Source organism: Streptomyces sp. NPDC052012, assembly GCF_040689265.1.
Lineage (GTDB): Bacteria > Actinomycetota > Actinomycetes > Streptomycetales > Streptomycetaceae > Streptomyces.
On sequence record NZ_JBFAXA010000005.1, the window covers coordinates 331,965 to 344,189 of the forward strand.

The 12,225-nt window shown below is 72.4% G+C and carries 13 protein-coding genes; 11 read left to right on the plus strand and 2 right to left on the minus strand.

From position 1 onward, the window contains the following. Positions 1–72: 72 nt before the first annotated feature. The 4 genes from AB0412_RS13105 (at position 73) to AB0412_RS13120 (ending at position 3,667) form a co-directional block, all read left to right on the plus strand. Positions 73–1,059 carry a multicopper oxidase domain-containing protein gene (locus AB0412_RS13105; RefSeq protein WP_366402620.1) on the plus strand — a complete coding sequence of 329 codons (987 nt, stop codon included), beginning with the start codon at positions 73–75 and terminating at the stop codon, positions 1,057–1,059. A 71-nt stretch (positions 1,060–1,130) separates the two neighbouring features. Next, on the plus strand, positions 1,131–2,141 hold the full coding sequence (locus AB0412_RS13110; RefSeq protein WP_366402621.1) for a LacI family DNA-binding transcriptional regulator: 1,011 nt from the start codon (positions 1,131–1,133) through the stop codon (positions 2,139–2,141). A 218-nt stretch (positions 2,142–2,359) separates the two neighbouring features. Continuing rightward, the gene (locus tag AB0412_RS13115) at positions 2,360–2,497 is read left to right on the plus strand and encodes a hypothetical protein (protein ID WP_366402622.1); all 138 of its coding nucleotides are present in this window, start codon (positions 2,360–2,362) and stop codon (positions 2,495–2,497) included. A gap of 102 nt (positions 2,498–2,599) precedes the next feature. Further along, positions 2,600–3,667, plus strand: coding sequence for an ATP-dependent DNA ligase (locus tag AB0412_RS13120; RefSeq protein WP_366402623.1), 1,068 nt, complete (start codon positions 2,600–2,602; stop codon positions 3,665–3,667). A 12-nt stretch (positions 3,668–3,679) separates the two neighbouring features. Here the strand turns inward: AB0412_RS13120 and AB0412_RS13125 are convergent, their stop codons facing one another. Then, a complete protein-coding gene (locus AB0412_RS13125) occupies positions 3,680–4,870 on the minus strand; it encodes a zinc-dependent alcohol dehydrogenase (RefSeq protein ID WP_366402624.1) in 1,191 nt (396 codons plus the stop codon). Positions 4,871–5,060: 190 nt separating this feature from the next. Between AB0412_RS13125 and AB0412_RS13130 the strand changes: the two genes are divergently transcribed. Continuing rightward, positions 5,061–6,068 (plus strand): DUF3048 domain-containing protein, encoded by a 1,008-nt coding sequence (locus AB0412_RS13130; RefSeq protein WP_366402686.1) that lies wholly within the window; start codon positions 5,061–5,063, stop codon positions 6,066–6,068. On the opposite strand, the gene AB0412_RS13135 is transcribed toward AB0412_RS13130, so the two are convergent. Then, positions 6,069–6,539, minus strand: a complete 471-nt coding sequence (locus tag AB0412_RS13135; protein ID WP_366402687.1) for a MarR family transcriptional regulator — start codon at positions 6,537–6,539, stop codon at positions 6,069–6,071. It lies immediately after the preceding gene. Between the two features lie 211 nt (positions 6,540–6,750). Between AB0412_RS13135 and AB0412_RS13140 the strand changes: the two genes are divergently transcribed. From AB0412_RS13140 to pcaD, 6 genes are read left to right on the plus strand one after another with little or no spacing between them, the layout of a single operon-like run. Beyond that, a complete protein-coding gene (locus AB0412_RS13140) occupies positions 6,751–7,506 on the plus strand; it encodes a CoA transferase subunit A (protein ID WP_366402625.1) in 756 nt (251 codons plus the stop codon). Continuing rightward, positions 7,506–8,150: a CoA transferase subunit B gene (locus AB0412_RS13145; RefSeq protein WP_366402626.1), complete on the plus strand. Its 645-nt coding sequence runs from the start codon at positions 7,506–7,508 to the stop codon at positions 8,148–8,150. Before AB0412_RS13140 ends, AB0412_RS13145 begins: the two co-directional genes overlap by 1 nt. Continuing rightward, positions 8,147–8,926 (plus strand): protocatechuate 3,4-dioxygenase subunit beta, encoded by a 780-nt coding sequence (gene pcaH, locus AB0412_RS13150; protein ID WP_366402627.1) that lies wholly within the window; start codon positions 8,147–8,149, stop codon positions 8,924–8,926. Before AB0412_RS13145 ends, pcaH begins: the two co-directional genes overlap by 4 nt. 5 nt (positions 8,927–8,931) lie before the next feature. Next, positions 8,932–9,537: a protocatechuate 3,4-dioxygenase subunit alpha gene (gene pcaG / locus AB0412_RS13155; protein WP_366402628.1), complete on the plus strand. Its 606-nt coding sequence runs from the start codon at positions 8,932–8,934 to the stop codon at positions 9,535–9,537. After that, complete coding sequence (gene pcaB / locus AB0412_RS13160; protein WP_366402629.1) at positions 9,534–10,871, plus strand: 3-carboxy-cis,cis-muconate cycloisomerase; 1,338 nt, start codon at positions 9,534–9,536, stop codon at positions 10,869–10,871. Before pcaG ends, pcaB begins: the two co-directional genes overlap by 4 nt. After that, entirely contained in the window at positions 10,868–11,995 is a 1,128-nt protein-coding gene (pcaD, locus tag AB0412_RS13165; RefSeq protein WP_366402630.1) for a 3-oxoadipate enol-lactonase, read from the plus strand. Before pcaB ends, pcaD begins: the two co-directional genes overlap by 4 nt. Positions 11,996–12,225 lie beyond the last annotated feature (230 nt).

Sequence of the window (12,225 nt, forward strand, 5' to 3'; positions counted from 1 at the left end):
CCTGAGTGTGGATAAACTTGCGTGCGGCCGGTACGGTTCACCAGGTTCATGACAACCATTGGGGAGTTCGGCATGGACAGACGCGGGTTCAACCGGCGGGTGCTGCTGGGCGGTGCAGCCGTCGCGACATCGTTGTCTCTGACGCCCGAGGCGCACAGCGCAGGCCGGCCCGCGAGAACCGCGCCGGCCGGCGGCGAGGTGCGGCGCATCAAGCTCTACGCCGAGAAGCTGGACCGCGGGCAGATGGGCTACGGCCTCGAGAAGGGCAAGGCGTCGATCCCGGGTCCGCTGATCGAGCTCAACGAGGGCGACACGCTGCACATCGAGTTCGAGAACACCATGGACGTACCCGTGAGCCTGCACGTCCACGGCCTGGACTACGAGATCTCCAGCGACGGCACCAAGCAGACCAGGAGCGACGTCGAGCCCGGCGGTACCCGCACCTACACCTGGCGCACCCACGAGCCCGGACGGCGCCCGGACGGCACCTGGCGGGCGGGCAGCGCGGGCTACTGGCACTACCACGACCACGTGGTCGGCACGGAACACGGCACCGGCGGCATCCGCAACGGCCTGTACGGCCCGGTGATCGTGCGGCGCAAGGGCGACGTGCTGCCGGACGCGACCCACACCATCGTCTTCAACGACATGACGATCAACAACCGGCGGGGCCACACCGGACCCGACTTCGAGGCCACGGTGGGCGATCGCGTCGAGTTCGTGATGATCACGCACGGCGAGTACTACCACACCTTCCACATGCACGGTCACCGCTGGGCCGACAACCGCACAGGGATGCTCACCGGCCCCGAGGACCCGAGTCAGGTCGTCGACAACAAGATCGTCGGTCCGGCCGACTCGTTCGGCTTCCAGGTGATCGCCGGGGAGGGCGTCGGGGCGGGCGCGTGGATGTACCACTGCCATGTCCAGAGCCACTCGGACATGGGCATGGTCGGCCTGTTCCTGGTGAAGAAGCCGGACGGCACCATGCCCGGGTACGACCCGCACGAGCACGATCACACGCCCACGACGGCCGAGGGCCATCAGCACGGAACGTGATCGAGAGCGCTCCCTCCTGTCCGCTGCCCCAGGGCTATCCTGTCCCGCAGCCGCAGGTGAGGAGCCCCGAAGTGAGCGACACAGTGCCGCGACCCACGCTGGAGGCCGTGGCCGCGCGGGCCGGGGTGTCGCGGGCCACCGTCTCCCGCGTGGTCAACGGCGGTGACGGCGTCAGGGAAGCGCTGGTCGAGCGGGTGAGGCGGGCGGTGGAGGAGCTCGGGTACGTGCCCAACCAGGCCGCGCGCAGCCTGGTGACGAAACGGCACGACGCGGTCGCCGTCATCGTCGCCGAGCCGGAGAGCCGCGTCTTCGCCGACCCGTTCTTCGCCCGCCAGCTGCGCGGTATCAGCAAGGAGCTGACGGCCCACGACAACCAGCTGGTGCTGCTGCTCACCGAGGGCCGCGACGACCACGCACGCGTCGGCCGCTATCTGGCCGGCGGCCACGTGGACGGCGCGCTGGTCTTCTCGCTGCACCTGAACGACCCGCTGCCCGAGCTGATCCAGCGGGCCGGCGTCCCGACTGTGTTCGGCGGCCGTCCCGACTGGTCGGGCGGCCGGGACGGGGTCGTCTACGTCGACAGCGACAACCGGGGCGGCGCCCGCGACGCCGTACGCCATCTGCTCGGCCTCGGCCGCACCCGCGTCGCGCACATCACCGGCGCGCTGGACCAGACGTCGGCGGTCGACCGGCTCGACGGCTACCGGGACGTCATGGTCGACGCCGATCCGCGGCTGGTCGCGGAGGGCGACTTCACCGCGGGGAGCGGGGAGCGGGCGATGCGCGAACTCCTCGCCCGCTGCCCCGGTCTGGACGCGGTGTTCGCCGCGAACGACCTCACGGCGGCGGGTGCGCTGCGGGTGCTGCGCGAGCACGGGCGCCGGGTGCCGGACGACGTGGCGGTCGTCGGCTTCGACGACATGCTCCCGATCGCCGAGCAGACGGAGCCGGCGCTGACGACGGTGCGTCAGGACATCGAGGAGATGGGCCGTCTGATGGCCCGCCTGCTCCTGCGGGGCCTCGACCGCGCCCCGTCGAGCGTGATCCTCCCGACGACGCTGGTACGGCGGGCGTCCGCGTGAGCCGGGGACCGGGTGAGCCGGAACCGGCGACCGCCCCGGAGTCCGAGCACACCCTCGGCGGCTGAATCGTCGACGCGAACCTGCGGCCCCTGTGCGAGTCGGTCGCCGCGTTCGCCGGGTACGCCTTCGACGACTCGGACTGGCCGGCCGTTCAGACCGCCCTGCCCGCGACCGACGTCGAACGGGCCGCGTGGTACGACTACCCGCTGCTGGGCCAGGTGCCGCTGACGCTGTGCGTCGCGGCCGACCCGGGATCCTCCGTGGTCTTCGTCAGGGTGACCGGCGTGCGGGACCCCCGTGTCGAGGCGCAGATCGAGGCGGCGCTGCACATCTTCGCCGGCTGGGAGGTCGCCTGACACGGACAGGCCCCCTCTCACCGGGCCGGGTCCCTGCCCTGCTCTCCCCGGACCGGGGTCCGTCGGCAGGCGGTGGGCCCGGTCCGTTCATAGAGTCGGAGCATGGATCTGCCCGTGATGCCCCCCGTGAAGCCGATGCTCGCCAAGTCGGTGGCGAGGATCCCGCCCGGCATGCAGTACGAGGCGAAGTGGGACGGGTTCCGGGCGATCGTGTTCCGCGACGGGGACGAGGTGGAGCTCGGAAGCCGTACCGGGAAGCCGTTGACCAGGTACTTTCCTGAGCTGGTCGAAGCGGTGCGGGAACGGCTGCCCGAGCGGTGCGTGCTGGACGGGGAGATCGTCATCGCGCGGGAGGGGCGGCTGGACTTCGATGCGCTGACCGAGCGGATCCATCCGGCCGACTCGCGGGTGCGGATGCTCGCCGAGCGGACGCCGGCCTCGTTCGTCGCGTTCGACCTGCTGGCGCTCGGGGACGAGTCGTTGCTCCGGGTGCCCATGACCGAGCGGCGGGAGCGGCTGGTCGAGGTGCTGGCCGGGGTCACTCCCCCGGTGCATGTGGCGCCGGCGACCACGGACGTCGAGGTGGCTCAGGGGTGGTTCGAGCAGTACGAGGGGGCGGGACTGGACGGGGTCGTCGCCAAGCCGCTCACCCTGCGCTACCTCCAGGACGAGCGGGCCATGTTCAAGATCAAGCACGAGCGCACGGCGGACGTGGTCGTCGCCGGGTACCGGCTGCACAAGAGCGGCCCCGTGGTGGGCTCGCTGCTGCTCGGGCTGTACGACGACAAGGGCACCCTGCAGCACGTGGGGGTGTCGGCGGCCTTCACGATGAAGCGGCGCGCGGAGCTGGTCGACGAGCTGGAGCCGTTGCGGATGGAGGACGTCCAGGGGCATCCCTGGGCCGCCTGGGCCGAGGAGGCGGCGCACGAGTCCGCGCGGCTGCCGGGGGCGCCGAGTCGCTGGTCGGGGAAGAAGGACCTGTCGTGGGTGCCGCTCAGGCCGGAGCGGGTCGTCGAGGTGGCGTACGACCACATGGAGAACGGGCAGCGGTTCCGGCACACCGCCCGCTTCCGCCGCTGGCGCCCGGACCGCACCCCGGAGAGCTGCACCTACGCACAGCTCGAGGAGCCGGTCCGCTACGACCTCGCGGAGATCCTCGGCGGCCCCTGAGGCACGGCCGTGTCACGGCTGCATGAGGACCTTGACCGCGCCGTCCTGCTTCTGCTGGAACATCTCGTAGGCGTGCGGCGCGTCGCTCAGCGCCACGCGATGCGTGGCGAAGCCCTCCACGCCGAGCGGGTCCTCGTCGGTGAGATACGGGATGATCTCGTCGCTCCAGCGGCGCACGTTGGCCTGGCCCATGCGCATCTGGATCTGCTTGTCGAACATGGTCAGCATCGGCATCGGGTCGGCCGTGCCTCCGTAGACGCCGGTGACCGAGACGGTGCCGCCGCGGCGTACCAGCTCGATCGCGGTGTGCAGGGCGGCGAGCCGGTCGATGCTGAAGCGTTCCGCCATGGGGCCGCTCAGTTTGCGGGGCAGCATCGCGGAGGCGTTCTGCACCATGCGGGCCGCCGCGCTGCCGTGCGCCTCGGTGCCGACGGCGTCGATCACCGCGTCGGGGCCGCGGCCGTCGGTGCGGTCGCGGATCGCCTCGACGAGTTCCTTCTCGTCGTGGAAGGACCTCAGGTCGAAGGTCTCCACGCCCCGCTCCCGCGCCCGGCGCAGCCGTTCCGGGACCAGGTCCACGCCGAACACCCGTCCGGCACCCTTGACCTGTGCGACACGGCACGCCATGTCCCCGATGGGCCCGAGGCCGAGCACGGCGATGCTGCCGCCCTGCGGGATGCCGGCGTAGGCGACCGCCTGCCAGGCGGTGGGCAGCACGTCGGAGAGGTAGACGAACCGGTCGTCGGGCGGTCCCTCGGGCACCTTGATCGGGCCGTACTGGGCCTGCGGGACGCGCAGGTACTCGGCCTGGGCGCCGGGCACCGCGCCGTACAGGCGGGTGTAGCCGAACAGGGCCGCGCCCATGCCCTCGGAGCCCACCTGGGTGGTCTCGCACTGGGTCTGCAGGCCGGTCAGGCACATCCAGCAGTTGCCGCAGGCGATCTGGAACGGCACCACGACCCGGTCGCCGACCTGGAGGTCCGGCACCCCGGCGCCGACCTCCTCGACGATGCCCATCGGCTCGTGGCCGAGGATGTCGCCGGGCGTCATGAACGGGGTGAGCACCTCGTACAGATGCAGGTCCGATCCGCACAGCCCGGTGGAGGTGATGCGGATGATCGCGTCCGTCGGCTCCTCGATCCGTGGGTCGGGCACGTTCTCCACCCGGACGTCCCGCTTTCCCTGCCAGGTCACTGCCCTCATCGCCGCGTGCTCCCTCCGTGCCGGCCGGTGTGTCGCTCATGCGGTGGGCGCCGGGTACCCGAGGGGCCCGCGGGCGAATCGTGTGCCGCTGGGCCGATCGGCGGAACGACCGCGCGGGGTCGCTTCTGATCGGGTATAGCAACCGACGATCAGAAAAGCGCACAATCGAGACAATCAATGACGGGGCGTGGTGGCGACGGTGGGCACGGGACGAGGGGCGCGCACACGGCGCCGCACGGCGCTGGGGTCACTCCTGGCGGTCTGGGTGGCGGCCGGTCTGGCGGCGGGCTGCACGGTGCCGGGCGGTCCGGGCGACGACGGGCGCGGCTCGTCCCAGCAGCCCCGGCACTCGTCGCGCGAGCCGGGCCCGGGCGAGAGATTCGGCCCCTCGGTGCTCGCGGTGAAGATCGACAACGCCCGCGGGGCGCGGCCGCACACCGGGGTCGAGGAAGCCGACGTGGTGTACGTCGAGCAGGTCGAGGGCGGGATGAGCCGCCTGATGGCGGTGTACGCCACCCGGCTGCCGGACCGGGTCGGGCCGGTGCGCAGCGCCCGGGAGGCCGATCTTGAGCTGCTGCGCCAGTTCGACCGGCCCGTGCTGGCCTTCTCCGGCGCGCAGAGCAGGCTCATGCCGTTGATCGACGGGGCTCCGCTCCATGCGGTGACGCCCGAGTCGGCGTCCGGTGTCTACGTCCGCGGCACCGGGCGCCCCGCCCCCCACAACCTGTATCTGCGTCCCGAACGCCTGATGGACCGCCCGCCCGGCCCGCAGGCGCTCACCACCGGCTTCCGCTTCGGCCGGCCGCCGGCGGACGGTGCCCCCAGGGACACCCACACGGTGCGCTATCCGGCGGCCCGCTTCACGTTCACCTGGTCGGAGGCGGACAGCCGCTGGCTGGTGGCCATGGACGGCAGCCCGGCGCTCACCGACGAAGGCGAGCCGCTGGCACCGGCGACGGTGGTCGTGCAGTACGTGACCGTACGCCCCTCGGAGTTCCAGGACTTCCTCGGCAACAACACGCCGTACACGGAGACGGTGGGCTCGGGCGAGGCCCTGGTGCTGCGCGGGGGCCGTGCCCACGAGGCGCTGTGGAACCGGCCGGCCGCCGAGGAGGGCACCACCTTCACCACCGCGGAGGGCGAGCGGATGAACTTCGCCCGCGGCCAGGTGTGGGTGGTGTACGCGAAGGCGTCCTGATCAGCGCGGGGCCGCCGCGGACGCCGGCTCGCCGGGGTTGCGCAGCTGCTCCGCCGCGTCGGCGACCCGGCGGATGAGGTCGAAGAACACCGCCTGCTCGTCCGCGTCGAGCGGGGCCAGGAAGACCTGGTTCATCCGCGCGGTGCGCACCGTCAGCCTGCGGTGGGTGCGCACCCCGTCGTCGGTGAGGCGCAGCAGGAAACGGCGGCCGTCCTGCGGATCACGGACCTTGTCGAGCAACCCGCGCCGCAGCAGCCGGCTGATCACCTCGGCGATGGTGGACCGGTCCAGGCCCACCCGCTCCCCCACGGTGCGCTGGTCCAGGCCCGGCTCGGCCACGAGGGCGTTGAGGACCGCGAACTGCGGCGAGGTGATCTCCTCGGAGACCATCGTGTTCCACAGCAGGTAGTGCGCCTGCTGGAGCCGCCGGGCCAGGTGCCCGGGGTGGGTGGTGAGGTCCACCGCCGCCATGTACGCCCCCATGGTCGATTCATCGGTGCACTGAACAATACCTGGCGCGGACGGCGCTGTCTGCGGTGGCAGGCGTACGACCAAGCCGAATAAGCCGAGGTATTGACGGTTTCTGCTCCCGATGGCAGCGTGAGGGCAACCTCGCGGAAATAATCAGTGCGCTGACTAACTCGGTCGCTGGGCAGAGCCGGAAAGGGATGGGGTCGGATCGATGGACAAGGTGGTCGCCTCCGCAGTGGAGGCGGTGGCCGACGTACCGGACGGTGCGTCGCTGGCGGTGGGCGGATTCGGGCTGAGCGGTGTCCCGAACGTGCTCATCGAGGCCCTGTACGAGCGCGGGGTGGGCGGGCTGAAGGTCGTCTCCAACAACTGCGGTGCGCTGGAGTCCGGCCTCGCGGTGCTGCTGGCGGCCGGCCGGATCGCCCGGGTGACCGGCTCCTACATCGGCGGCAACAAGGAGTTCGCCCGCCAGTACCTGGCCGGTGAGCTGGAGCTGGAGCTGATCCCGCAGGGCACGCTCGCGGAGCGGCTGCGCGCCGGCGGCGCCGGCATCCCCGCCTTCTACACCCCGGCCGGTGTGGGCACCCAGGTCGCCGAGGGCGGCCTGCCGTGGCGCTACGACGGCAACGGCGGGGTCGCGCTGGCCTCCCCGCCCAAGGAGGTCCGCGAGTTCGACGGCGTGGAGTACGTGCTGGAGCGCGGCATCCGCACCGACTACGCCCTGGTGCGGGCGGCGAAGGGCGACCGGCACGGGAACCTGGTGTTCAACAAGTCCTCCCGCAACTTCAACCCGCTCGCCGCGATGGCGGGCCGGGTGACGATCGCCGAGGTGGAGGAGCTGGTCGAGCCGGGCGGGATCGACCCGGACGCGGTGCATCTGCCGGGCATCTTCGTGCAGCGGGTCGTCGCGCTGACGCCCGAGCAGGCCGCGGACAAGAGGATCGAGCAGCGGACGGTGAGCAGCTGATGGCCTGGACACGTCAGGAGATGGCGGCGCGGGCGGCCCGCGAACTGAGGGACGGGCAGTACGTCAATCTCGGCATCGGTCTGCCCACGCTCATCCCCAACCACCTCCCGCCGGGGGTGGAGGTCGTGCTGGAGTCGGAGAACGGCATCCTGGGCACCGGCCCCTACCCCACCGAGGACCGGATCGACCCGGACCTGATCAACGCGGGCAAGGAGACCGTCACCGTCCTGCCCGGAGCCTCCTTCTTCGACTCGGCGCTGTCCTTCTCCATGATCCGCGGCGGGCACATCGACGTGGCCGTGCTGGGCGCGATGCAGGTGTCCGCCCGCGGTGACCTGGCCAACTGGGCGATACCCGGAAAGCTCGTCACCGGGATCGGCGGCGCCATGGACCTGGTGCACGGGGCCCGCACCGTCATCGTGGTGATGTCGCACACCGCGAAGGACGGCTCGCCGAAGATCCTCGAGGAGTGCGCGCTGCCGCTGACCGGCAAGGAGTGCGTGGACCGGATCATCACCGACCTGGGCGTCCTCGACGTCACCGACGCCGGACTGGTCCTCGTCGAGACCGCGCCCGGCGTGACCGTCGAGGAGATCACCGCCAAGACCGACGCCGAACTGCTCATCGCGGAGGGCCTGAAGTGACCGACGTACTCACACAGGGCGACATCGACCAGGAGATCGCGGCCGCGCACGCCGCGTACGAGAAGCGTCGCGCCGAGGGTGCGCCCGTGGAGCACCACCCGCGCCGCGACTACGCCCCCTACCGCTCCTCGGTGCTGCGCCATCCCCGGCAGCCGCCCGTCGCCATCGACGTGGCGCAGGACCCTGAGCTGGTGGAGCTGTCCTCCCCCGCGTTCGGGGAGCGGGACATCACCGAGATCGACAACGACCTGACGCGGCATCACAACGGTGAGCCGATCGGCGAGCGCATCACCGTCTCCGGCCGGCTGCTGGACCGCGACGGCCGCCCCGTGCGCGGTCAGCTGGTGGAGATCTGGCAGGCCAACTCGGCCGGGCGGTACGCCCATCAGCGGGAGCAGCACGACGCGCCGCTGGACCCCAACTTCACCGGATTCGGCCGCACCCTCACCGACGCCGACGGGTTCTACCGCTTCACCACCATCCAGCCGGGCCCCTACCCGTGGCGCAACCACGTCAACGCCTGGCGTCCGGCGCACATCCACTTCTCGGTGTTCGGCTCGGCGTTCACCCAGCGGCTGGTGACGCAGATGTACTTCCCGAACGATCCGCTCTTCCCGTACGACCCGATCCTGCAGTCCGTGACGGACGACGCGGCCCGGCAGCGGCTGGTCGCCACGTACGACCACAGTCTGTCGGTGCCGGAGTTCTCCCTCGGCTACCACTGGGACATCGTGCTCGACGGGCCGACGGCCACCTGGATGGAAGAAGGGCGCTGACCAGCATGACGAAGATCGACACCGGCAGCCCGGAGACCGTGCTGCCCACCCCCTCGCACACCGTCGGCCCCTTCTACGGCTACGCGCTGCCCTTCCGCGGCGGCGAGGACATCGCGCCCGTCGGCCACCCGGACACGATCACCGTGCACGGGCACGTGTACGACGGTGAGGGACGGCCGCTGCCGGACGCGCTGCTGGAACTGTGGGGGCCGGACCCCGAGGGCAACGTCCCCACGACGGACGGTTCGATGCGCCGGGACCCGGCGAGCGGCGGCTTCCTCGGCCGCAACGGGGTGGAGTTCACCGGCTTCGGCCGCATCCAGACCGACGCGAACGGCCACTGGTACGCACGGACCCTGCGCCCCGGAGCGCGCGGCCGCCACGCCCCGTATCTGAGTGTCTGCGTGTTCGCGCGAGGACTGCTGGTGCATCTGTTCACCCGCATCTATCTGCCGGGCGACGAGGCCGCGCTGGCGGCGGACCCCCTGCTCTCGCGCGTCGACGCCGGGCGCCGCGACACGCTGATCGGCGTGGACGAGGGGCAGGGCACGTACCGTTTCGACATCCGCCTTCAGGGCGAAGGCGAGACGGTCTTCCTGGAGTTCCAGTGACATCAGCCGATTCCGGTGCCGGTCTGCTCGCCCCCGGGTGGGCCGGTTCCCCGGCCGCCGACGCGACGAGTGACACGGCGTTCCTGCGGGCGCTGCTCGACGCGGAGGCGGCGCTGACGCGGGCCCAGGCCGCGCTGGGTCTCGCCCCGGCCGAGGCCGCGGCGGCGGTGTCGGGGGCGGCCGACCCCGGCCGCTTCGACCTCGGCGCGCTCGCCGGGCGGGCGCGGGGCGGCGGCAACCCGGTGATCCCGCTGGTCGCGGAGCTGACGCGGGCGGTGGGTGAACCGTACGGCCCGTATGTGCACCGGGGTGCCACCAGCCAGGACATCATGGACACGGCGATGATGCTGGTCGCCGGCCGCACGCTCACCCTGGTGCTCGGCGACCTCGACCGCTGTGCGCGTGCGCTGGCCCGGCTGGCCGCCGAGCACCGGGACACCGCGCTGCCGGGCCGGACGCTCACCCAGCACGCCGTGCCGACCACGTTCGGGCTGAAGGCGGCCGGCTGGCGTGCGCTGGTGCTGGACGCACGGGACCGGGTTACGGCCGTGCGCGCCTCACTGCCCGCACAACTCGCCGGCGCGGCGGGGACGTTGGCGGCGTTCACGGCGTACGGCGCGGACGACGCCACTGAGCTGCCGGGCGCCTACGCCCGGGAACTCGGGCTCCGGGCGCCCGCGCTGCCCTGGCACACCCTGCGCACCCCGGTGGCCGATCTGGCCGGGTGCCTGGCGTTCACGGCGGGCGCCCTGGGCAAGCTCGCCGCGGATGTGCTCACGCTCTCGCGCACCGAGATCGCGGAGGTGAGCGAGGGCAGCGGCGGAGGCTCCTCCGCCATGCCGCACAAGGCCAACCCGGTGCGGGCCACGCTGATCGCGGCGGCGGCCCGGCGGGCACCTCAGCTCGCGGCCACGCTGTACGGGTCGATGGCCGCCGAGGACGAGCGGCCGGCCGGTGCCTGGCACGCCGAGTGGGAACCGCTCAGGGATCTGCTCCGGCTGGCCGGCGGTGCCGCTCGGGACGCCGCCGAACTCGCCGAGGGGCTGAAGGCGCACCCGGATGCCATGCGCGAGCATCTCGGCCTCACCCACGGGCTGATCGTCTCCGAGCGGCTGTCGGCCGAGCTCGCCCCCGTGCTCGGCCGCGCCCGCGCCAAGGAACTGCTCACCCGGCTGGCCCGGCGGACGTACGAGGAGGGCCGCACCCTCGGCGAACTCCTCGCCGCCGAGCCGGAGCTGAAGGACCTCGGCCTCGACCTGGCCGCCGCGACCGACCCCACCCGCTACACGGGCGCCGCTGCCGCCCTCACCGACCGTGCTCTGGAGCGACGTTGACAAGGAAGCTGCTCAATCACCGTACCGAGGGCCCGGCTTCCGGCCCCCCGCTGCTGCTCGGGCCCTCGCTGGGCACCTCGTACGCGCTGTGGGACAAGGTGGCGCCCGAGCTGTCGGCCGGCCACCGGGTGGTGCGCTGGGACCTGCCGGGGCACGGCGGTTCGCCGGCCGGGCTGATCGGCCCCGGCGCGAGCGTGGGCGATCTGGCGGAGCTGGTGCTCGCGCTCGCCGACTCGCTCGGCATCGAGCGGTTCGCGTACGCGGGGGTCTCGCTCGGTGGCGCCGTGGGGCTGCATCTGGCCGTGCACCGTCCCGAGCGGGTGTCGTCGCTGGCCGTGATCTGCTCCTCGGCGCACTTCAACGGGGCGAAGCCCTGGCAGGAGCGGGCGGAGCTGGTGCGCCGCGAGGGGCTGGCGGAGCTCGCGGAGAGCGCGAACGCCCGTTGGTTCGCGGGCGACTTCACCGTGCCGGAGCTGGTGCGCGACCATCGGGAGGCCGACCCGGAGGCGTACGCCGCCTGCTGCGACGCGCTGGCCGCGTTCGATCTGCGGGAGCGGCTGGCCGAGATCCGGGTGCCGACGCTGCTGATCGCCGGGCGGGAGGATCCTGCTACTCCGCCGGAGCATCTGCGGGAGATCGCGGACGCCGTGCCGGACGCCGCGCTGGTGGAGATCCCGGGGGCCTCGCATCTGGCGCCGGCGCAGTGCCCGGAGGCGGTGCTGACGGCGCTGCGCGCGCACCTCCAGGGGGGCGCCCGGCGCGGCATGGAGGTGCGCCGCGCGGTGCTGGGGGACGCCCATGTGGACCGGGCGCAGGAGCGGCAGACGCCGTTCACGGCGCGGTTCCAGGACTTCATCTCGCGCTACGCCTGGGGCGAGATCTGGACGGACCCGACGCTCAGCCGCCGCGAACGCAGCATGATCACGCTCACGGCGCTGGTCGCGCACGGCCACTACGACGAGCTGGCCATGCATGTCCGCGCCGCCCGCCGCAACGGCCTCACGCCCGAGGAGATCGGGGCGGTCCTGCTGCAGACGGCGGTGTACTGCGGGGTACCCGCAGCCAACTCGGCGTTCGCGACGGCCCAACGAGTCCTCGCGGAGGAAGCCGAAGGCCCGGCGTAACCCCGCCACGCCGGCAGCCCGGCTCGGCTGTGGCGCGGGCAGGACCCGATGGGCCGGCGCGGCTGGATTCACCTCTGTATGAGCCGGTTCCACCATGGCCCGGGCCGGCTCCACGCGCGGCCCGCCTCTCGCCGCGCCCCGGCGGGGCGGCTCGGCCTTGACGCGGGCAGAGGCCCGGGTCGGCTCGGCTCAGCAGCCGGTTCCGTGTTACGCGGGCCCGGCTCGACCCT